This window comes from Streptomyces soli (genome assembly GCF_003999195.1).
Lineage (GTDB): Bacteria > Actinomycetota > Actinomycetes > Streptomycetales > Streptomycetaceae > Actinacidiphila > Actinacidiphila soli.
In genome coordinates, this window is record NZ_RJVR01000311.1 from 1 (window position 1) to 19,463 (window position 19,463).

Sequence of the window (19,463 nt, forward strand, 5' to 3'; positions counted from 1 at the left end):
CGCGCCGCACGGCGCCGTGCCGAGCAGCGCGGCGGCGGCAGACCGTCGCGCGGTTCCCGCCGGGCGCGGGGGCGCAGCAGGTCGCGGCTGGTCGTCGGCTCGGTGGTCGGCGCCGGGATCGCGCTCCTCGTCGGCGTGAGCGTCACCGAACTGCCCATCGTCAGCTACGTCAGCGGTGCCACCGGCACGAACTCCTCGGCGGACACCGGTGCCGCCAAGGGCAAGGACAGCGCCAGCGCTTCGCCGGGGGCCTCCGGCAGCGCGGGCAGCAAGACGTCGGCCGATCCCCTGTCCGACGTGTCGGCCTCCGCCTCCGCCAGTGCCAAGAAGAAGGCCAAGGCATCTGCCAGCGCCTCCGCGTCCGCCACCGGCACGGCCACCGCCTCCGGCGACATCACCACCGCCCCCGCGACGACCTCCTCCGCCACGTCCGGCCCCTCTGCCACGTCCGACCCCACTTCGGCGGATCCGTCGCCCACCACGGAGTCCCCGTCGCCCTCGGCGACGTGCAAGCGTGTGCTGTGGTGGTGCGGCTGAGGGGTGTCCCCTCAGCTGGGGGGCGTCCCCATCGATAGGTCCCGCAGGGCCGCTCCATCGTCCGCGCTCGACGCGCGATCCCGGGGCATGCACCGGTGGGTTCCGATTTATTTGACATCATGAAACATCAAGGGCACCGTTTGTTAAGAACCTCAACCTTTCGAAAGGCGTCATCCCCTCATGCCGAAGAGCCGTGAATGGCACCTGGTCTCCCGCCCCCACGGGTGGCCCAAGCCGGAGGACTTCGCCCTGCGCGAGACCGAGGTCGGCGAGCCCGGCCCGGGTCAGCTCCTGGTGCGCAACGAGTACGTCTCCGTTGACCCGTACATGCGCGGCCGGATGAATGCCGGCAAGTCCTACGCGGCGCCGTTCGAGCTGGACCGGCCCATGCAGGGCGGCGCGGTCGGCGAGATCGTCGCCTCGAACGCGGAGGGCTTCGCGCCCGGCGACCATGTGCTGCACTTCGACGGGTGGCGCGAGTACGCCCTCGTCAACGCGAAGTCCGCGGTCAAGGTCGACCCGTCGGTGGCGCCGCTCAGCACGTACCTCGGCGTACTCGGCATGACCGGCCTGACGGCGTACGCGGGTCTGCTGCGGGTCGCGGCCTTCAAGGAGGGCGACGCGGTCTTCGTCTCCGGCGCGGCCGGCGCGGTGGGCAGTCAGGTGGGCCAGATCGCCAAGCTCGAGGGCGCGTCGCGGGTCATCGGCAGCGCGGGCTCCGACGAGAAGGTCAAGCTGCTCGTCGAGGAGTACGGCTTCGACGCGGCCTTCAACTACAAGAACGGCCCCGTCGCCGAGCAGCTCGCGGCGGCCGCGCCCGACGGCATCGACGTCTACTTCGACAATGTCGGCGGCGAGCACCTCGAAGCGGCCATCGGCGCGCTCAACATGCGCGGCCGCATCGCCATCTGCGGCCTGATCGCCCAGTACAACGACACCGAGCCCAGCTGCGGCCCGCGCAACATGGCCAAGGTCCTCCAGAACCGGCTGCGCATCGAGGGCTTCCTGGTCGGCGACCACTACGACCTCCAGCCGCAGTTCGTCCAGGAGGTCGGCGGCTGGCTCGCCGAGGGCAAGCTGCACTACCGCGAGACGGTGGTCGAGGGCATCGAGAACAACCTGGAGGCCTTCTTCGGCCTGCTGCGTGGCGAGAACACCGGCAAGATGATCGTCAAGCTTTGACGTCCGTCTGACCAAGAGGTAAGGACCGCCCTCCCAAGAGGGCGGTCCTTACCTCCTTTTACGCCTTGTTACGCCTTGTTACGTCTTCGGCAGGTCATCCGGCGTCAGCAGCTTGACGAAGTCGCGGAAGGACGCCGGCATGTCCACCGCTTCCGGGTCGTGCAGCCACTGGACCTGGAGGCCGTCCATGATAGCGATCAGCAGGGGCGCGGCCTGCTCGGGGGTGAGGCCGCCGGGGAGTTCGTCGCCGTATTCGTTGCGGAGGGACTCGACCGCGTTGTGGCGGACCCAGCGGTAGCGGTCCTTGAAGTACTCGCGGGCTGGGTGGTCCTCGGTGACGCTGTCGCCGGCGAGGACGGTGAAGACCTGGACGATGCCGGGGCGGGTGGCGTTGTACTCGACGAGGCTGGCCATCATCTCCATCGGCCAGGCACTGCCGGCCAGGGCAGCGGAGGCCATGTCCCACTGGTCCCGGATCTCCAGCACGGCGATGAGCAGCGCTTCCTTGGTGGGGAAGTAGTGCAGCAGACCCTGCTGGGTGAGGCCCACGCGTTCGGCGACCGCCGCGAGGGAGGCCCCCCGGTAGCCGCGCTCGGCGATGACCTCCAGGGCGGCCTGGATGATCTCCGCCTTGCGGTCCTCGTTGCGCGTCGCGCGCCCGAGTCTGCGGCCGCTGTCGTGTGCTGTCACGTTCGTGAGCCTAGCTTGCGCGTTCGGGCTGCGGAGATTTAATTATAACGAAATTATAACAACCCCTACCGATCAATAGGTCGCCCGGTTCAGGATGTCCACCAAGTAAGAGGCCGCGCGAATAGGTGGGGCGGGTGAAGGAGCGGGGCGAGGGGCAAGTCTGGCAAGGCGGAGGAGGGAGGCGACGCGGTGGGGGCACCTCCCAGCCGCCAGGCTGGGGGACGTCATCGACCGACGACAACGCCGCCAGGCGCCGCTCATCGGCACGCGACGCCGCCCCACCTATTCGCGCGGCCTCTAACACGGGCGTTTCTCCGCTCGGCCCTGCTTTCGCCCACCCTCATATAGGGAGTTGGCTCCATGACCACCAGTCCTGACATCGAGCGCGCGAACGCCGTAGAGGCCGCGCTCGGCAAGCTCGACCTCGACACCAAGGCAGGACTGCTGGCCGGGCAGGACATGTGGTCGCTGCCCGCGGTGCCCGAGATCGGACTGGGCTCGCTGGTGATGTCGGACGGTCCGATCGGCGTGCGCGGTGTGCGCTGGACGGCGGACGACCCCTCGGTTGCGCTGCCCAGCCCCACCGCCCTCGCCGCCACCTGGGACCCCGAGCTGGCCCGCCGGGCCGGCCACCTGCTCGCCCAGGAGGCCCGCCGCAAGGGGGTCCACGTCCTGCTCGCGCCGACCGTCAACCTGCACCGGTCGCCGCTGGGCGGACGGCACTTCGAGGCGTACTCCGAGGACCCGTATCTCACCGGCGAGATCGGCGGCGGATATGTCGCCGGCGTCCAGGACGGCGGAGTCGGCACCACCGTCAAGCACTTCGTCGCCAACGACGCCGAGACCGACCGCTTCACGGTCGACAATGTCGTCGGCGCGCGGGCTCTGCGCGAGCTCTACCTCGCCCCCTTCGAGGCCATCGTCAAGAACGCCCACCCCTGGGGCATCATGGCCGCCTACAACTCGGTCAACGGCTACACCATGACCGAGCACCGCTACCTCCAGAACGAGGTCCTGCGCGGCGAATGGGGCTTCGACGGCTACATCGTCTCCGACTGGATGGCCGCGCGGGACACCGTCGGTGCCATCGTGGGTGGGCTCGACGTCGCCATGCCGGGCCCGATGACCGTCTATGGCGAGGCGCTCGCCGCGGCCGTACGGGACGGGCTGGTCGAGGAGGCGGTCGTCGACGACGCCGTGCGGAATGTGCTGCGGCTGGCGGCGAGGGTCGGGATCCTCGACAGCGCCCCTGCCGCCGTCGCCGAGGCCGACCGCCCCGCGGGCATCGACGGCGACGCCCTCGCCCGGGAGATCGCCCGCCGCTCCTTCGTCCTCGTACGCAACGAGGACGCGGCTCTGCCGCTGGACGCCGCCCGGACCCGCAAGGTCGCCCTCATCGGCGCGGCCGCGCGCGACGCCCGTGTGCTCGGCGGCGGCTCCGCGCAGGTCTTCCCCGATCACGTCGTGTCGCCGCTCGACGGCCTCACCGCGGCGCTGCCCGAGGGCGCGCTGACGTACGCCGTCGGCGCCGACCCCAGCGAGGAACTCGGCACGGCCGGGCAGGGCTTCGAGCTGCGGGCCGTCTGCCGGGACGCCGACGGCCAGGTCCTCGGCACGTCGAGCCTGCCGGGCGGCCAGGTGCAGTGGATGGGCAACGACCTGCCGGCTGGTGTGACGTACGAAGCGCTGTACAGCGTCGAGATCAGCGGCACCTTCACCCCGCGCGAGTCCGGCGCCCACCACTTCGGGACCCGGGGGCTGGGTGGGTTCAAGCTCGTTGTCGATGGTCAAGTCGTCTTTGACGGCGTCCAGGAACTCGGCCCTGAGACGGATCCTTTCGAGGCGTTCTTCGGTGCCCCGCTGGACCGGGGTGAGGTCACGCTCGAAGCCGGAAAGACGGTCGAGGTGTCGCTTCACTACGTCGTCTTCAAGATCGAGGACATGCCGATCCGCGCCGTCGCCTTCTCCCTCGTCCACGGCAATCCGCCGCGGGACGGGGACGAGCTGATCGCCGAGGCCGTGGAGGCCGCGCGCGCCGCGGACACCGCGATCGTCGTGGTCGCCACCACCGAGCGGGTCGAGTCCGAGGGGTTCGACCGCAAGGACCTGCGGCTGCCGGGCCGTCAGGACGAGCTGGTCGCGGCGGTCGCCGCGGTCAACCCGCGGACGGTGGTGATCGTCAACTCCGGCTCGCCGGTGGAGCTTCCGTGGCGGGAGGAGGTGGCGGCGGTGCTGCTCAGCTGGTTCGCCGGGCAGGAGGCGGGTGCGGCGCTGGCGGATGTGCTGCTGGGGGAGGAGGAGCCCGGGGGACGGCTGCCCAGTACGTGGCCGGTGCGGTTCGAGGACGTGCCGGTGAGTGAGGTCGTCCCGACGAAGGGTGAGCTGTCGTACGACGAGGGCGTCTTCATCGGCTACCGCGCGTGGGAGCGGGCCGGTGTCGTTCCTGCGTACGCCTTCGGGCATGGGCTCGGGTACACGGACTGGGCCTACGAGTCCATCGAGCTCACCGGGACCACGGTGCGGGTGCGGGTGCGCAACGCGGGGGCGCGGGCCGGTCGTGAGGTCGTCCAGATCTACGTCGCGCCGGCGGGTGCGTCTGCTGAAGCGGTGGAGCGGCCGGCCCGCTGGCTCGCCGGTTTCGCCTCCGTCCAGGCCGCGCCCGGCGAGACCGTCGAGGCGGAGGTCGTCCTCCCCGAGCGCGCCTTCCAGGTCTGGGACGAGGCCGCCTCCGCCTGGGCCACCGTCCTGGGTACGTACGCCGTCGAGGCCGGGCGCAGCGTCGCCGACCGGCGCGTCGGCGTTCCGCTGACCATCTGACACCCCGGGGTTCCGCCGGTCCGGGGCCTGCGGGGCTGGGGGTCCTGGACCGACATATTTACGTGCGTGACGGGCCGTCCGTTGCCTTGCCCGGCACGCCGCACACAAATATGCGGAGCGTCCAGAACCCCCACCCCTCCGACCCCGGACCTCCCAACGTCGTTGCCTGCCTGACTGCCTGACTGCCTGACTGCCTGACTGCCTGACTGCCTCCTGGAGTTGGGGTGGGGCAGGGGCGGTGCGGGTGCGGGTGCGGCATTGTCAGCCGTGATGACCTTGGTTTGATGTGTGCGCGACAACAAGACCTGAAGGGGAAAGCAAACCGCTGCTTAGCCGCGTCAAGACCCTTGCGAGGGGCTTCGATTGCCCCTCCGTGGCGCAACTCACAGAAATGTCAGAGGCCTTTGGATTCCCTTTGGGTGCCAATGCGACGCCCTGCGGCTGCCGCTGCGGCCGTCCTGCGGGTGCGACCAGTCCTGCCGGCTCGACGGGCCGCCGCTCGCCCGGCCGCTACGCTTCCGCCCATGCGAGATCTTGCGGCAGGCATACGACACCTGGCGGGCGGCCAGCGCTGGGTCCTCCGGCACGGCCGGTGGTTCGGCTTCGGACTGCTGCCCGCCCTGATCACCCTCGTCGGCTACGCGGCGGCTCTGGTCGCCCTCGCCTTCTGGGCCGACGACGCCACCATCTGGGCCACGCCCTTCGCCGACGGCTGGAGCTCACCCTGGCAGGGCCTCTTCCGCGGCCTGCTCACCGCCGTGGTCTTCGGCGGCGGGCTGCTGATCGCGGTGATCTCCTTCACCGCCGTGACCCTGCTGGTCGGCCAGCCCTTCTACGAGTCCCTCGCCGAGCGCGTCGACGAGACGGAGGGCAGGGCCCCGGACGTCCCCGAACTGCCGTGGTGGCGCGAGCTGTGGCTCTCCGCGCGCGACAGCGTCCGCGTACTGCTGCGCGTCGCCGCCTTCGGCATCGTCCTCTTCGCCCTGGGCTTCATCCCGTTCGTCGGCCAGACCGTCGTCCCCGTCGTCGGCTTCTGCGTCTCGGGCTTCTTCCTCGCCCTGGAGCTGACGGCGGTCGCCTTCCAGCGCCGGGCCGTGCCGCTGCGGGAGCGGCTGCGGCTGCTGCGCGGGCGGCTGATGCTGACGCTGGGCTTCGGCGTACCGCTGGTGCTGCTCTTCCTGGTGCCGCTGGTGGCCGTCTTCGCGATGCCGGGGGCGGTCGCGGGCGCCACGCTTCTCGTACGGGACCTGCTGCCGGAACCGCAGGTGGCCCCGGAGCCAGAACCGGCTCCGGGGCCACCCAGCCTGCGTAAGGACTGATCAGGCGTCGACGCCCAGGGTGAGCGTGCCGGTGTAGCCGACGGTGGCCGAGCCGCTGAGGGTCGGCAGTCCGTCCTGGGCGCTGCCGCCGCCGTAGATCGAGTCCTGGCTGAGGGTGGTGCGGGTGGCGGTGCTGGTCGGGTACGGCGAGACCTTCGTCGTGGCGGTCTCGTCGGTGGCCGCCACCTCCCAGGACAGCAGCCGTCGGTAGAAGTCCGCGAGGGCATGGGCGTCCGGGCCGTCCAGGACCACCGACGTGAGCGAGAACCGAGGAGCCCGGGCCACGCCGCTTCCAGGCGTGAGGGTGCCGGTTCAGCGTATGCGGCCTATGCGTCCTGCCATTGAAGTGCTCTCCCGGCTGAAGCCGGGAGATTCCTGCTTACCTTGCAGCAGCGGGCTTGACGCGCTTCGCGCGCCTGACGACTGCCCTCCCGGCAGCCGGGATGAGCGCGGGGCCCATCCGGTACAGGTGCAAGACGTTCCGGGCTGCGTTGTGGTCGGCATTGCCCGACCAGCCGCAGTCGGGGTTCTTGCACACGAACACGGCCTGGCTCTCCCGGTTGCCGGGCGTGGTGAAGCCGCACGCTGAGCAGCGCCTGGAGGTGCCGGGGGCGGGGACCTTGTGCAGGGCGCCGCCGAGCTGGGCGGTCTTGTACGTCAGCATGGTGACCGTCCGGCCCCATGCCTCCCCGCTGATGGAGCGGTTCAGCCCGGACTTCTGGGCAACGTTCTTCCCCGGCTCCTCGATGGTTCCCCTGGCCGACTTGACCATGTTCGTGATGGTGAGTGCTTCCACCACCACGACGCTGTACGTGCAGGCGATGTCGGTGGTGGTCTTGTGCTGCCAGTCCAAGGCCCGGCGCTTGGCTTTCGCGCGGAGTCCTGCGATCTGGTCGTAGGTGCGGTGCAGACGGCGGCTGGTGCGCTCGCCGGGCTTGCGGTGCTGCTTACGCTGCGCGGCGCGCTGCTCCAGGTGCCAAAGCCTGGCCTTCTCCTTGCCGGTCAGCCATTCGCCGTGCTCGTACGTTTCGCCGTCCGAGAGGGCGATGGGAACGGTGACGCCGACGTCGATGCCGACCTCAGGGCCGGTGTGCGGCTGCGGCGCGGGCTCCAGGCTCTGGACGCGGAATGCGATGTGCCAGCCGAGCGAGTCCTTGATCAGTCGTGCCCCGGTGATCCGGTTCTCCGCGCCTGCACGCTTGCCGACCGGAAGGTCTTTGGTCCACCGGAAGCGGACCCGGCCCACCTTGGGAATGTTGACCATGCCCCAGCGTCGGTGCACGCGGGTGATGTTCAGGTCGCGGCCCTGCGGGATGTCCACGGACATCACCGTGCGGAACCGGCCCTTGAAGTTCGGGGCGTCGGCGCGGCCCTCCCAGCAGTTCTTCCATGCCTGGAAGTACGTCTTGAGTACCGCTTGCGCGGCCTGGGCGGGGAGGACGGCCAGGAAGTCGATGTCCTGGCGGGCTTGCCGGATCGCGGCGTCCGCGTTCGGATGAGTCCGCATGTGCTTCGGCATCATCCGCCACCACGCGTGGAGAAGATTCCACATCGTGCGGGCCGCGTGCGCCTGATCATCCGCCGTGCGAACCCCGGCAGGAGACAGCGAAAGCCGGGCACGGTGCCCGAACTGCCGCTTGACCAGGGTGTCTTGACTCACAACCGAGAGCATAACAATTGGTTTATGTCACCGCGCTGGAATCCTGATCCCGACGTACGCACCGGACGTCACGTCGTCTGCAACCTGCATGTTCACTTGGTTTTTGTCACGAAGTACCGGCGGAAGGCGTTCACCGACGCCATGCTGACCCGCACCGAAGAGATCATGCGAGAGGTCTGCGCCGACTTCGAGGCCGAGCTGAAACAGTTCAACGGCGAACAGGACCACGTCCACCTGCTCGTGCACTACCCGCCCAAGGTCCAGCTCTCCAAGCTGGTCAACTCCCTCAAGGGCGTCAGCTCCCGCAGGCTCCGCCTGGGGGCACCTCCCGGCCGAAGGCTGGGGGAGAGTACGACAGCCACGTCCGCCGGTACCTGTGGGGCGGACACTTCTGGTCCGGCTCCTACTTCGCAGGATCATGCGGCGGGGCACCCCTGACCGTCGTCAAGCAGTACATCGAAAACCAGCCGCGTCCCGTCTGACCGTCACCCCGAAGACGCAGAGCACTCCGGCGCTTCGCGCCTCCGGGCCAAGGATGGCCTTCACCCCCGCCCTGAAGGGCGGAGCACTGGCCAAGATCAGAGGTAGAGGGCGGGCTTGACGCCGCTGGTGGTGCGCTGGGCTGGGAAGAAGGCCGGGGGCACGTCGGCGGCCTGGTCGGGATAGAAGACGGCGGTCTCCTGGACGGGCTGGGTGGCGGGCTGCGCCCGGGGCGGCTGCTCCATGCCCTGGGTCATGTACGCCGCCTGGGCCGGGTACGCCTGGGGCGGGGATTGGGGCTGCTGCGGCTGGGCTTGGGCCTGGGGCTGGTACTGCGGCTGCTCCGGTGGGGCCTGGAACTGCGGCTGCTGCTGGCGCTGTTGCTGCGGCTCGGGCTGGTACTGGGGTGGTTGCAGCTGTTGTTGCTGCTGCAGTTCCTCGGGGGCGGGCTGCTGCTGGGCGGCGTATGGCTGGGCGTACTGGACCTGGGGCTGCTGCTGCGCCGGCTGGGCGATGTAGATGGGCGCGGCGGGCTGTTCCTGCGCGGGCTGGGGTGCGTAGAGGGGGGCGGCGGGCTCCGGTTGGGCCGGCTGGGCGGCGTACAGGGCGGGAGGCTCGGGGGCAGGCGGGGCGGCTGGGTAGGCCGGGGACTCCTGGCCGACGACCTGGGCGTGGTACTGGGGGCCGACCGGCGGTGGCGGTGCGGCCGCGGCGGCGGGCGGGGCGGCGTACCAGGTGCTGCCGTAGATGACGGTGCTGAGGCCGGTGAGGAGGCGCTGGACGTCGGGCTGGGAGCGGACGACCAGCCGCATGAAGCGGCTGCTGCTGCCCAGTTTGTTGCCGCATTCGCGGACGAGGACGCCGTGTTCGGCCAGCAGGCGGTCGCGCAGGATGCCGCCTTCGACGCCGTCGGGCAGCTTGACGAAGACGAAGTTGCCCTGAGAGGGGAAGACGGTCATGCCCGGGAGGGCAGCGAGCTGCCAGGTCATCTCCTGGCGGTCGCGGCTGAGCATGCGCAGGCTCTGGGCGTACTCCTGGCGATACTCCTTGATCATGAAGACGACGACTTCGGCGAAGGAGTTGAGGTTCCACTTGGGGAGCGCTCTGCGGACCTTCCCGGCGATGGCGGGGTTGGCGACCATGTAGCCGAAGCGGATGCCGTGGAGGCCGAAGTTCTTGCCGAGGCTTCGCAGGACGACGACGTTGGGGCGCAGGGCGGCCTCGTCGGCGACGCTGGGGTTGGCCTCGGTGTCGACGAAGTCCATGAAGGACTCGTCAACGATCACGAGGTCCAGGTCGGAGAGGGCGTCGAGCATGCCGATGACAGCGTGCCGGGGGAGGTAGCCGCCGTCGGGGTTGTTGGGGTTGCAGATCACGGCCGTACGTGAGCCCCGGGCCCGTATGAAGGAGACGAAGGCGGCCGGGTCCAGGGCGAAGCCCCCGGCCTCCGGCAACAGGAACATGTCAACCCGCTTGCCGGTTTCCATGGGCTGGTCCGTCCAGCGGCCGAAGGTGGGGATCGGGACTGCCAGGCTGTCGCGGACCAGCAGGTGGTCGATCCAGGTGATGAGTTCGGTGGAACCGTTGCCCATCGCCACCGTCTGCGGATTGAGCCCGAGCGTGCTGCTGAGCTCGGCGATGACGGTCTCCGCGCTGCTCGGGTAGTACGTGAGGATGTCGCGGAGCATGCCCGTGAGGCGGTCGAACATCTCCGGGGTGGGGAAGTACGGGTTGCAGGGGATGCAGAAGTCCACGATGTCGCTGTTGCCGCCGCCCGCGCGGCCGAGCGCGAAGCAGGACGGGGTGTGCGCGGCGCTGGAGCGGAAGAGCTCCAGAGCACTCGCGGCACCAACGGCGTTGCCGACTGCGACAGTCACGGCGGGACCTCCTCGGTCACGTGGGCCGTGCTGCTGTGAACACACGACCCGTTGCTTCCCCCGCCCTCGAAAGAGGGTGCACCATGGTCACCCACACGTGGGGCCTAAGTTGCGTTTGGGAGACAGGGGAAGCACGGACCGGCTACAGTCCCGCCTCTAGATCTCCTCCTTATTCCATCTTTACGCGGAGGCGGAGGCGGAGTCCGATGCGGACGCGCTCGCGCTGGGTGTGTCGGTGGGGGCGCCGGACGGCGGCTCGCCGGTGGGCGCGACGACCTCGGACTGTGTGACCCACACCGCGCCGTTTCCATGGCAGGGCAGGCGACGAGGTCGACAAGATCGGCTTCATCTACACCCAGCGGTAGGAAACAACGCCCTGGGCCTGTTGGACCGTTGCGGCCGTTGGACCGGGCGGGCCGGTGAGGGGGGAATGTTCACCGGGCCGCCCGGGGTCAGGGCTCTTACTTCGCGTCCAGCGTGACCTTGGTGACCTGGCTCTTGGAGGCCGGGGCGACGACCTTCACATCGCCGGTGGGGAGGTTGTCGATGATCCAGGTCTTCGACTTGTCCTTGTCCGTGTAGGACTTGGCGGAGAACTTCTTGCCGTCCACATAGAGGGTCCAGGTGTGCTTGGCGGTGCTGGTGCCGGTGGCGTCGACGGTCACGGCCAGATCGCCGCGCTTGGAGTGGGTCAGCTGGGCCGAGACGCTCTGGCCCTTCTTCGAGGTCTCGGTGACGTGCGTGGCGCTGCGGGGGGTGGCCGACGCTGACGCGGCACCCGCCACGAGCGTGGAGGCGGCGACGGCGGCTATGGCAGCGGCTTTGAGTGAAACGGAACGCATTGTGAGCTCCCTTGGATGGGGAAGGATTCAAGGACGTTCACATATTAGGAGTCGGCAGGGGCTCCGTAAATGCGCGAAGGTTTTGACGGCGAGATATCAAGACGGTCTTCCTTGGAATTCTCAGTGGATCATTTGAATTTCTCAGAGGCGCCTCATCTGCGGTGAGGGAGGGCGAGAATCTCCCGGTCCAATTCGGACAGGCCGGAGCGGGCGGGAGGCCTGGATAAAATCCTCATGATTTTCTCTCAGCCTCCCGCCGGCATTCCGGATACTAGCGGCCCGCCGTCACGCGACAGCGGGTTCCGCTCCGCCGCCTCGGCCGAGGCTGAATTCCCCTACGGGCGGGCCGCATTGGGGAGCCAGAAGTTGATCAGGAAGGCCGCCGCGATCATCCCGACCGTGCACAAGGCGGTGATCCTCGCCCCATCGAGGGCGGCGGCGACATGGGTGGCCGTGCCGGGCGCCGCGTCGCCGAGGATGCCGAAGAAGAGGGTGCCGAAGAAGAGGGTGCCGAGGATGGCGATGCCCAGGGTGAAGCCGAGCTGCTGCAGGGCCGGCCTGGAGGGCGCCGGAGGCGGAGCCCATCTCGTGGCCGTCGACACCGCTGAGGATGATGTCGAAGAGCGGTACGAAGATCATGCCCATCCCGGCGCCGCCGACCAGCAGCGGCGCGGTGAAGTCCCACTGCGTGATCCCCGCGCCGGCCCACTGGAAGACCCCGTACAGGGCGAGCATGCCGCCGCCCATCAGCAGCAGGCCGAGGTGCAGGACGCGGCGGCCGAGCTGCTGCATCCGCATCCCGCCGAAGGCCGAGCCGAAGAGCGCGCCCAGCGCCCAGGGCGCGGTGGTGAGGCTGGAGTGCAGCGCCGAGTAGCCCAGGCCGACCTGCAGGAAGAGGCCGAGGGTGAGGATCGTGCCGCCCATCGCGGCGGCGAAGGCGATGGCGAAGACCACCCCGGAGACGTACGCCCGCTTGGTGAAGACGCTCGGCTCGATCAGCGGTGTACGCCCCGAGCGCTTGCGCAGCACCTGGTAACGGGCGAAGCCGGCCAGGACCGGTAGCGAGGCGCGAGCATCGCCTTGACCCACAGCGGCCAGCCCAGTTCACGCCCCTGCACCAGCGGGAAGACCAGCAGGAAGGCACCGACGGCCGCCAACAGCACGCCCGGCAGGTCGAGTCGGGTCGTGCGGGCGGAGGGTGCGACGTCGGGGAGGTAGCGGCGGCCCATGACGAAGGCGAAGATCCCGATCGGCAGATTGATACCGAAGATCATGCGCCAGCCGGTGCCGAAGACGTCCGCACTGATCAGCAGCCCCGCCACGATCGGCCCGAGCACCGCCGAAAGCCCCATCAGCGGCCCGAAGATGCCCCAGGCCTTCTTGATCTCCTCCCCGGGGAAGAGATCCTTGGTCAGCCCGAAGCCCTGCGGGATCATCACCGCGCCGGACGCGCCCTGCAGCAGCCGCGCCACGATCAGCATCTCCGGCGACACCGCCGTCGCGCAGGCCAACGAGGTCAGCGTGAAGCCCGCGATCCCGGCCAGCAGCACCCGCTTGCGGCCGAACATGTCGCCCAGCCGCCCACCGGTCAGCAGCGCGATCGCCATCGCGAGGGCCTTGCGGTCAGCTTCTGTCCGCTGTCGCGGGCGGGTTTCGCGGGCCGTCGCAGCAGGTCGGAGGGCCCTCAACTCCCCTACGAGATCCCGTACGGCGGTGCTCCGGGCCAGCCCCGCCGTGGTCACGTAGCCGACCGTGCGGGTCGGTGGCGGCTCGCTGCCGGTCAGGTCCGCGGCGACCTGGGGTGGGGCGTCGGCCGCTGTGAGGCGTGGGACGACGGCCATGCCCATGCCATGGGCGACCATCGACAGGACGACGCTGTCGTCAGCGAAGGCGAGGCGTTGGCCGTCCTCATCCAGCGGCTCACCGCCCGGCACCTGCTGCGGACGTCGGCCCGGCTGCGCGAGGGCGAGTCGGTGGTCGTCAACGCGGCTGCGGGCGGGGTGGGTTCGCTCGCGCTCCAGCTCGCCCGTGAGTTCGGCGTCGGTGGGCAAGGTCGTACTGCGGCCTTAGGCGCGGCGCTCAGTGCGGGATGCCATCGATCAGCTCGCGCGCGCCCTGCCGCAGCAGGGCCACCGCCACCGAGGTGCCGAGGGTCGCCGGGTCCAGGGGGCCGGCCCATTCGTGGGCGTCGAGGACGGTCTTGCCGTCGGGGGTGAAGACGCGGGCGCGTAGGGAGAGGCGGCCGTCGCGCTCGGCGCGGGCGTAGCCGGCGATGGGGGAGTTGCAGTGGCCCTGGAGGACGTGGAGGAGCATTCGCTCGGCGGTGATCTCGCGCCAGGTGTTCGGGTCGCCCAGCGCGGAGACAGTCTCGATGACGGCGTCGTCGTCCTCCCGGCACTGCAGTGCGAGCACACCGGCGCCGATGGGCGGGCACATCGTCTCCACCGAGAGGATCTCGGTGATCCGCCCGGCCTCCCCGATCCGCTCCAGGCCCGACGCGGCCAGCAGCAGCGCGTCGGCCTCGCCCGCCTCGAGCTTGGCCAGGCGGCGGTTGGCGTTGCCGCGCATCGGTACGCACTGCAGCTCCGGGTGCGAGATCGCCAGCTGGGCGACCCGCCGCACCGAGGACGTGCCGATCCGCGAACCCGCCGGCAGCTCGTCCAGGGTGAGGCCGCCGGGGTGGACCAGGGCGTCGCGGATGTCGTCGCGCCGCAGGAAGGCGGCGAAGACGGTGCCGGCCGGCAACGGGCGGTCGGCGGGCACGTCCTTGACGCAGTGCACGGCCAGGTCGGCCTCGCCGGCCAGCAGTGCCGCGTCGACCTCCTTGGTGAACGCGCCCTTGCCGCCGAGCCGGGCCAGGTCGCCCATCCAGCGGTCGCCGGAGGTGGTGACGGGCACGACCTCCGTACGGATCTCCGGCCGCAGCGCGGCCAGTTCGGCGCGAACCCGCTCCACCTGGGCCAGGGCCATGGGCGAGGAACGGGAGACGATACGGATCAGCTCAGGGGAAGCCATGCGTACACGATAGGGCCTCCAACTCGTGCGGTGCCGCAGCCCCGGCAGCGCACCTAGAAGCTCCCGTACGACGGCCGCCCGTCCGGCCGGTAGACGTGCACGGCGACCCCCGTGCTGGTGACCCGGTGGTCCACCAGTTTCAGCGCCGTCGGCACCGCGCCCTCGGCGAACAGCCGCCGGCCCTTGCCCAGCACGACCGGGTAGATCCACAGCCGGTACTCGTCGATCAGGTCGTGCGCCATCAGGCTCTGCGCCAGCCGCCCGCTGCCGTGGATCTGCAAGTCCCGGCCGGGCTGCTTCTTCAGCTCCGCCACCGCTGCGGGCACGTCCCCCTGGATCAGGGTGGAGTTGTTCCACTCCGCCTTGTCCAGCGTCGTGGACGCCACGTACTTCGGCAGCGAGTTCAACCCCGACGCCACCGGGTTGTCCTCGTCGGTGACCTTCGGCCAGTACGAAGATCTCGTACGTCCGCCGCCCCAACAGGAAGCCGTCACCATTCGGACACGTACCGCCCCATGTCCTCGTCGCTGTACGGCACCAGCCATCCGCCCAGGTCGAAGCCCCCGCTGGGGTCCTCCTCCGGGCCGCCGGGGGCCTGCATGACCCCGTCGAGGGTGAGGAATGTGGTGAGGGCGATCTCGGTCATGGTGTGCCTCCGGGGCGCTGGGTCCGTGTACTTGCCTTCACCACCTCAGACTGGCCGCCGGAGTTAAACTCATCGCCCCCGCGTGACCCCGTACGATGCGCGCGTGCCTCGCCAGAGGGACAGGGCCGCCGGCGGGTCGCCGGTGGCCCTGTCCGTGCGGAGCGGAGCGTTAGGGCAGCGGGGCCTGCAGCGCCACCCAGGGGCCGAGGCAGGTGAGAGTCGGCCCGGTGATGCCGCATCGCGTCTCGTACGCGACCCCACCTGGGGTGACCACCTTGAATGACAGGACACTTCCACGGGCGTTCACACTGCCGGCGCATGCGCCATCCGTCGGGTAACCCCTCAAGGTCGAGAGGGGCTGCCAGGTGTACGTGGGCGTGACCACATTGTTCGTCCGATGACCGCCAAACGTGAGGCCGTTCTTGACCGCGATGGCGAATTCTTCGTTGGCCCCAATAGAAAGGGCGTCGATCTCGACGCACGGTCCGGGTGGGCCCTGCTCTCCGGTGTCGCCCTTGTCGCCCTTGGGTCCCTGCTCTCCGGTGTCGCCCTTGTCGCCCTTGTCGCCCTTCGGGCCCTGAGGACCGGGAGGGCCCTGAGGGCCGGGCCTGCCGTCATGGCACGACTTCGGGTGCCGTCCGTCGGTGGTGCGGACGCAGTGGTTGTCGCCTCCGGACGGGGGCTGGACGGCGGCGGCCGGCCCGGCGAAGGCGATCATGGAAATGCCTGTGGCGACGACCATTGGCGCGAGAAAGCTGCTGGTCAGCCGCCCGTGCCGTATGAGGAACGGCTTGGGCGGCACCGGGGTCCTGTTGTCAGGACGCATGCGGTACTCCTCGTCGATTCGGGCCAGAGCTTGACGGAAAGGCATTCCGCCTTTACTCCAGCTTTATCGACGAATTCGTACCCGCGTCCGCACATGCTCCCCGCCGGTATCATCCCGGTGGCCCAGCATTTTCCCGGATGGCCCAAAGGGAACTACCCGTAATCGCCCAATGAATTCGACAGGCGGGGGTGTTCCGGGTGAGAATCCCGGTCACCCGCCCGCAGGGCTCAGCAGGTGCCGAAGGTGTGCACGGTCGTCGTACGGTACGTCTGCCCCGGCCGCAGCACCGTCGAGGGGAAGGACGGCTGGCTCGGGGAGTCCGGGAAGTGATGGGTCTCCAGGCAGAAGGCGTCGCCCCGGCGGTAGACGCGGCCCGAGGTGCCGGGGAAGGAGCCGTCGAGGAAGTTGGCGGTGTGGTACTGCACGCCGGGCTCAGTGGTGGCGACCCTCATTACCCGCCCGGAGGCGCAGTCGGTGACCCGCCTGCGATGCGGTTGCCGTACCGCCCGATCAGCGCGCCGAAGTACGGGCTGTGCGCGACGTAGTCCTCGAGGTTGCCGAAGCCGAGCGAGACGTTGGCGGTGCGGCCGTCCCGGTCTGGCACTTCGAGCGTCTGGACGACGCCGCCGTACGACAGGACCTTCAGCGTGATGCCGCCGTTCGACATCGTCCAGATGTCGGCCTTGGCCCCGTCGTCCAGCGTGCCGAAGTGTTCCTTGCTGATGACGCTGATGGCTACGAACCAACCTTGCGCTTGTTGTAGATGTCGAAGCCGACGGCGGCCAGCAGCACCAGGCCCTTGATGACCTGCTGCCAGTCGCTGCCGACGCTCAGGATCGACATGCCGTTGTTGAGCACGCCCAGCACCAGGCCACCGATGATGGCGCCCAGTACGGTGCCGACGCCGCCGCTGGAGGAGGCGCCGCCGATGAAGGCGGCGGAGATCGCCTCGAGTTCGTAGTTGGTGCCGGCGCCGGGGGTGGCGGAGGTCAGGTGGGCGGCGGTGACCAGACCGGCCAGGGCCGCCAGCACACCCATGTTGACGAAGATGAGGAAGACGACGCGCTTGTCCTTGACGCCCGAGAGCTTGGCCGCGGACTGGTTGCCGCCGAGGGCATAGACATGGCGGCCGATGACGGTGTTGCGCATCGCGAAGCCGAAGACGATCAGCAGTGCGGCCAGGATGAGCAGCACGATCGGGAAGCCCTGGTAGCTGGCCAGGATGAGGGTGAAGGCGATGACGGCGGCGGTGATCGCGACGCACTTCATGACGAACAGGCCGAAGGGCAGCACGTCGAGGTCGTACGCGATCTGCTGGCGACGGCCGCGCCACTCCTGGAACAGGGTCCAGGCCAGCAGGGCCAGGCCGAGGAGCAGGGTGAGGTTGTGGTAGTTGGTGTGCGGGCCGACCGCCGGGAGGAAGCCGCTGCTGATCTTGATGAAGCCGTCGGGGAACGGCGCCAGGGACTGGCCCTTCAGCAGGATCTCGGTGGCGCCGCGGAAGACCAGCATTCCGGCGAGGGTCACGATGAAGGACGGGACGCCGATGTACGCGATCCAGAAGCCCTGCCAGGCACCGGCGAGGGCGCCGATCAGCAGCGCGACCACGCAGGCCAGCGGCCATGACCAGTGATGGGTGATGATCAGTACGCCCGCGAGGGCACCGACGAAGGCGGCGAGCGAGCCGACCGAGAGGTCGATGTGCCCGGCGATGATGACGATCATCATGCCGATGGCCAGAATCAGCACATAGCCGTTCTGGGTGATGACGTTCGTGAGGTTGAGCGGGGTGACGGTCCGGCCGTTGGTCCAGATCGCGAACAGCACGATGATCAGCCCGAGGGCGACGATCATTCCGTACTGCCGCAGGTTGCTGCGCATCGCCTGGAGCAGGATCGGCGCCCAGCCGCCGGGCCCGTCCTTGGGGGAGGCGCCCGGCGCGTCCTGTATGTCGGTCTTCACCGGGCTGCTCATGATCCGGCCCCTACTCCGTTGCTGGTCTTGTCCATGGTCATGTGGCGCATCAGTAGTTCCTGTGTGGCGTCCTCCCGGGGGATCTCCCCCGTGAGCCGTCCGGCGGACATGGTGTAGATCCGGTCGCACATCCCGAGCAGTTCAGGCAGCTCGGAGGAGATGAAGACGACCGCCTTGCCCTCGGCGGCAAGCTGGTTGATGACCGTGTAGATCTCGAACTTCGCGCCGACGTCGATGCCTCGGGTCGGCTCGTCGAGGATCAGCACATCCGGCCCGGCGAAGATCCACTTGCTGAGGACGACCTTCTGCTGGTTGCCGCCGCTGAGCTTGCCGACGCCCTCGAAGACCGTCGGGGCTTTGATGTTCATGGTCTTGCGGAAGGACTCCGCGACCCGCGTCTCCTCGTGCTCGTTGATGACGCCGCGCCGGGCGACCTTCGGCAGAGCGGTGAGCGAGATGTTGCGGTTGATGTTGTCGATCAGGTTGAGGCCGTAGCGCTTGCGGTCCTCGGTGACGTACGCGATGCCGTGGCCGATCGCCTCGGGCACGGTGCGGGTACGGATCTCCTTGCCGTCCTTGTGGACGGTGCCGCTGATGTCGCGGCCGTAGGAGCGCCCGAAGACGCTCATCGCGAGCTCGGTGCGGCCGGCGCCCATCAGGCCGGCGATACCGACGATCTCGCCCCGGCGCACGTTGATCGAGACCCCGTCGACGATCTTGCGGTGCTGGTCGATGGGGTGGTGAACGGTCCAGTCCTCGACGGCGAAGGCGATCTCGCCGGAGTCCGGGCCGGTGTACTCCTCGCGGTCGGGGAAGCGGTTCTCGAGGTCGCGGCCGACCATGCCGCGGATGATGCGGTCCTCGCTGACCTCGCCGTCGCTGACGGAGAGGGTTTCGATGGTCCCGCCGTCGCGCAGGATGGTGATGGAGTCGGCGACCCGGGTGATCTCGTTGAGCTTGTGCGAAATGATGATGCAGGAGATCCCGGCGGCCTTGAACTCCAGGATGAGGTCGAGGAGTTTGCGGCTGTCCTCGTCGTTGAGCGCGGCTGTCGGCTCGTCGAGGATGAGCAGCTTGACCTCTTTGGACAGCGCCTTGGCGATCTCCACGAGCTGCTGCTTGCCCACGCCGATGTCGGCGACCCGGGTGGTGGGCCGGTCGGGCAGGCCGACCCGCTTGAGCAGCTGCTTGGCGTGCCGCAGGGTCTCGTTCCAGCTGATCACGCCACGGGTGGCGTGCTCGTTGCCGAGGAAGATGTTCTCGGCGATGGAGAGGTAGGGCACCAGGGCGAGTTCCTGGTGGATGATGACGATGCCGCGGCTCTCGCTCGCCCGGATGTCCTTGAACTCGCAGAGTTCGCCCTGGAAGTAGATCTCGCCGTCGTACGAGCCGTGCGGGTAGACGCCGCTGAGGACCTTCATCAGCGTCGACTTGCCGGCACCGTTCTCGCCGCAGATGGCGTGGATCTCGCCCTGCTTGACGGACAGGGTGACGTCGGACAGCGCCTTGACCCCGGGAAAGGTCTTGGTGATCGAGCGCATTTCGAGGACGGGCTTGTCGAGAGCCGGTTCGCCCATGGTGGTGCTTCCGTTCTGACG

15 protein-coding genes and 4 pseudogenes are annotated in these 19,463 nt (G+C 69.2%); 6 read left to right on the top strand and 13 right to left on the bottom strand.

Annotated elements, in window-relative coordinates; all coding sequences use genetic code 11:
* Together EFK10_RS48035 and EFK10_RS35570 are read left to right on the top strand one after the other, a co-directional pair.
* On the top strand, positions 1-537 hold a 537-nt coding region (locus EFK10_RS48035; protein WP_164836283.1), incomplete at its 5' end, for a hypothetical protein.
* Between the two features lie 180 nt (positions 538-717).
* Positions 718-1,719 carry an NADP-dependent oxidoreductase gene (locus EFK10_RS35570; RefSeq protein WP_127359776.1) on the top strand — a complete coding sequence of 334 codons (1,002 nt, stop codon included), beginning with the start codon at positions 718-720 and terminating at the stop codon, positions 1,717-1,719.
* Positions 1,720-1,797: 78 nt separating this feature from the next.
* On the opposite strand, the gene EFK10_RS35575 is transcribed toward EFK10_RS35570, so the two are convergent.
* On the bottom strand, positions 1,798-2,409 hold the full coding sequence (locus EFK10_RS35575; RefSeq protein WP_127359777.1) for a TetR/AcrR family transcriptional regulator: 612 nt from the start codon (positions 2,407-2,409) through the stop codon (positions 1,798-1,800).
* Between the two features lie 360 nt (positions 2,410-2,769).
* Here EFK10_RS35575 and EFK10_RS35580 point away from each other — a divergent pair, with 360 nt between their 5' ends.
* Positions 2,770-5,226: a glycoside hydrolase family 3 protein gene (locus EFK10_RS35580; protein ID WP_127359778.1), complete on the top strand. Its 2,457-nt coding sequence runs from the start codon at positions 2,770-2,772 to the stop codon at positions 5,224-5,226.
* 524 nt (positions 5,227-5,750) lie between these two features.
* A complete protein-coding gene (locus EFK10_RS35585; RefSeq protein WP_127359779.1) occupies positions 5,751-6,545 on the top strand; it encodes an EI24 domain-containing protein in 795 nt (264 codons plus the stop codon).
* On the opposite strand, the gene EFK10_RS52890 is transcribed toward EFK10_RS35585, so the two are convergent.
* Positions 6,546-6,830, bottom strand: a complete 285-nt coding sequence (locus tag EFK10_RS52890; RefSeq protein ID WP_322973448.1) for a VOC family protein — start codon at positions 6,828-6,830, stop codon at positions 6,546-6,548.
* Between the two features lie 94 nt (positions 6,831-6,924).
* A complete protein-coding gene (locus tag EFK10_RS35595) occupies positions 6,925-8,205 on the bottom strand; it encodes an RNA-guided endonuclease InsQ/TnpB family protein (RefSeq protein ID WP_127359780.1) in 1,281 nt (426 codons plus the stop codon).
* A 24-nt stretch (positions 8,206-8,229) separates the two neighbouring features.
* On the opposite strand from EFK10_RS35595, the pseudogene tnpA reads away from it, so the two are divergent.
* Positions 8,230-8,687: pseudogene (gene tnpA / locus EFK10_RS35600) on the top strand (IS200/IS605 family transposase).
* 96 nt (positions 8,688-8,783) lie between these two features.
* Here tnpA and EFK10_RS35605 read toward each other — a convergent pair.
* The 4 genes from EFK10_RS35605 to EFK10_RS35620 form a co-directional block, all read right to left on the bottom strand.
* Entirely contained in the window at positions 8,784-10,562 is a 1,779-nt protein-coding gene (locus EFK10_RS35605; RefSeq protein ID WP_240677671.1) for a pyridoxal phosphate-dependent aminotransferase, read from the bottom strand.
* Positions 10,563-11,023: 461 nt separating this feature from the next.
* Positions 11,024-11,404, bottom strand: coding sequence for a hypothetical protein (locus EFK10_RS35610; protein WP_127359781.1), 381 nt, complete (start codon positions 11,402-11,404; stop codon positions 11,024-11,026).
* A 285-nt stretch (positions 11,405-11,689) separates the two neighbouring features.
* Complete coding sequence (locus tag EFK10_RS35615; protein WP_164836284.1) at positions 11,690-12,433, bottom strand: MFS transporter; 744 nt, start codon at positions 12,431-12,433, stop codon at positions 11,690-11,692.
* Positions 12,400-13,266, bottom strand: a complete 867-nt coding sequence (locus EFK10_RS35620; RefSeq protein WP_127359783.1) for an MFS transporter — start codon at positions 13,264-13,266, stop codon at positions 12,400-12,402. The genes EFK10_RS35615 and EFK10_RS35620 overlap by 34 nt, the downstream gene beginning before the upstream one ends.
* Before the next feature lie 30 nt (positions 13,267-13,296).
* On the opposite strand from EFK10_RS35620, the pseudogene EFK10_RS51255 reads away from it, so the two are divergent.
* Positions 13,297-13,449: pseudogene (locus tag EFK10_RS51255) on the top strand (NADPH:quinone oxidoreductase family protein); the annotation flags it as partial.
* A 34-nt stretch (positions 13,450-13,483) separates the two neighbouring features.
* Here EFK10_RS51255 and hemC read toward each other — a convergent pair.
* The 6 genes and pseudogenes from hemC to mmsA all read right to left on the bottom strand — a co-directional run bounded on the left by hemC (position 13,484) and on the right by mmsA (position 19,442).
* Positions 13,484-14,419: a hydroxymethylbilane synthase gene (gene hemC, locus EFK10_RS35630; RefSeq protein ID WP_127359784.1), complete on the bottom strand. Its 936-nt coding sequence runs from the start codon at positions 14,417-14,419 to the stop codon at positions 13,484-13,486.
* A gap of 53 nt (positions 14,420-14,472) precedes the next feature.
* A pseudogene (locus tag EFK10_RS35635) lies at positions 14,473-15,065 on the bottom strand (dihydrofolate reductase family protein).
* A 169-nt stretch (positions 15,066-15,234) separates the two neighbouring features.
* Entirely contained in the window at positions 15,235-15,891 is a 657-nt protein-coding gene (locus EFK10_RS49015) for a hypothetical protein (RefSeq protein ID WP_240677673.1), read from the bottom strand.
* 227 nt (positions 15,892-16,118) lie between these two features.
* Positions 16,119-16,708 (bottom strand): annotated as a pseudogene (locus EFK10_RS35645) (aldose epimerase family protein).
* Positions 16,627-17,865: a multiple monosaccharide ABC transporter permease gene (gene mmsB, locus EFK10_RS35650; RefSeq protein WP_127359785.1), complete on the bottom strand. Its 1,239-nt coding sequence runs from the start codon at positions 17,863-17,865 to the stop codon at positions 16,627-16,629. The pseudogene EFK10_RS35645 and the gene mmsB overlap by 82 nt, the downstream one beginning before the upstream one ends.
* Positions 17,862-19,442, bottom strand: coding sequence for a multiple monosaccharide ABC transporter ATP-binding protein (gene mmsA, locus EFK10_RS35655; protein ID WP_127359786.1), 1,581 nt, complete (start codon positions 19,440-19,442; stop codon positions 17,862-17,864). Before mmsA ends, mmsB begins: the two co-directional genes overlap by 4 nt.
* Positions 19,443-19,463 lie beyond the last annotated feature (21 nt).

Bases quoted from the DNA above. Each gene is read 5' to 3' on its own strand.
- EFK10_RS35610 (WP_127359781.1), bottom strand. From the start codon at position 11,404: ATGCGTTCCGTTTCACTCAAAGCCGCTGCCATAGCCGCCGTCGCCGCC.
- EFK10_RS35580 (WP_127359778.1), top strand. From the start codon at position 2,770: ATGACCACCAGTCCTGACATCGAGCGCGCGAACGCCGTAGAGGCCGCG.
- mmsB (WP_127359785.1), bottom strand. From the start codon at position 17,865: ATGAGCAGCCCGGTGAAGACCGACATACAGGACGCGCCGGGCGCCTCC.
- EFK10_RS35620 (WP_127359783.1), bottom strand. From the start codon at position 13,266: ATGGTCGCCCATGGCATGGGCATGGCCGTCGTCCCACGCCTCACAGCG.
- hemC (WP_127359784.1), bottom strand. From the start codon at position 14,419: ATGGCTTCCCCTGAGCTGATCCGTATCGTCTCCCGTTCCTCGCCCATG.
- EFK10_RS49015 (WP_240677673.1), bottom strand. From the start codon at position 15,891: ATGCGTCCTGACAACAGGACCCCGGTGCCGCCCAAGCCGTTCCTCATA.
- EFK10_RS35585 (WP_127359779.1), top strand. From the start codon at position 5,751: ATGCGAGATCTTGCGGCAGGCATACGACACCTGGCGGGCGGCCAGCGC.
- mmsA (WP_127359786.1), bottom strand. From the start codon at position 19,442: ATGGGCGAACCGGCTCTCGACAAGCCCGTCCTCGAAATGCGCTCGATC.
- EFK10_RS35570 (WP_127359776.1), top strand. From the start codon at position 718: ATGCCGAAGAGCCGTGAATGGCACCTGGTCTCCCGCCCCCACGGGTGG.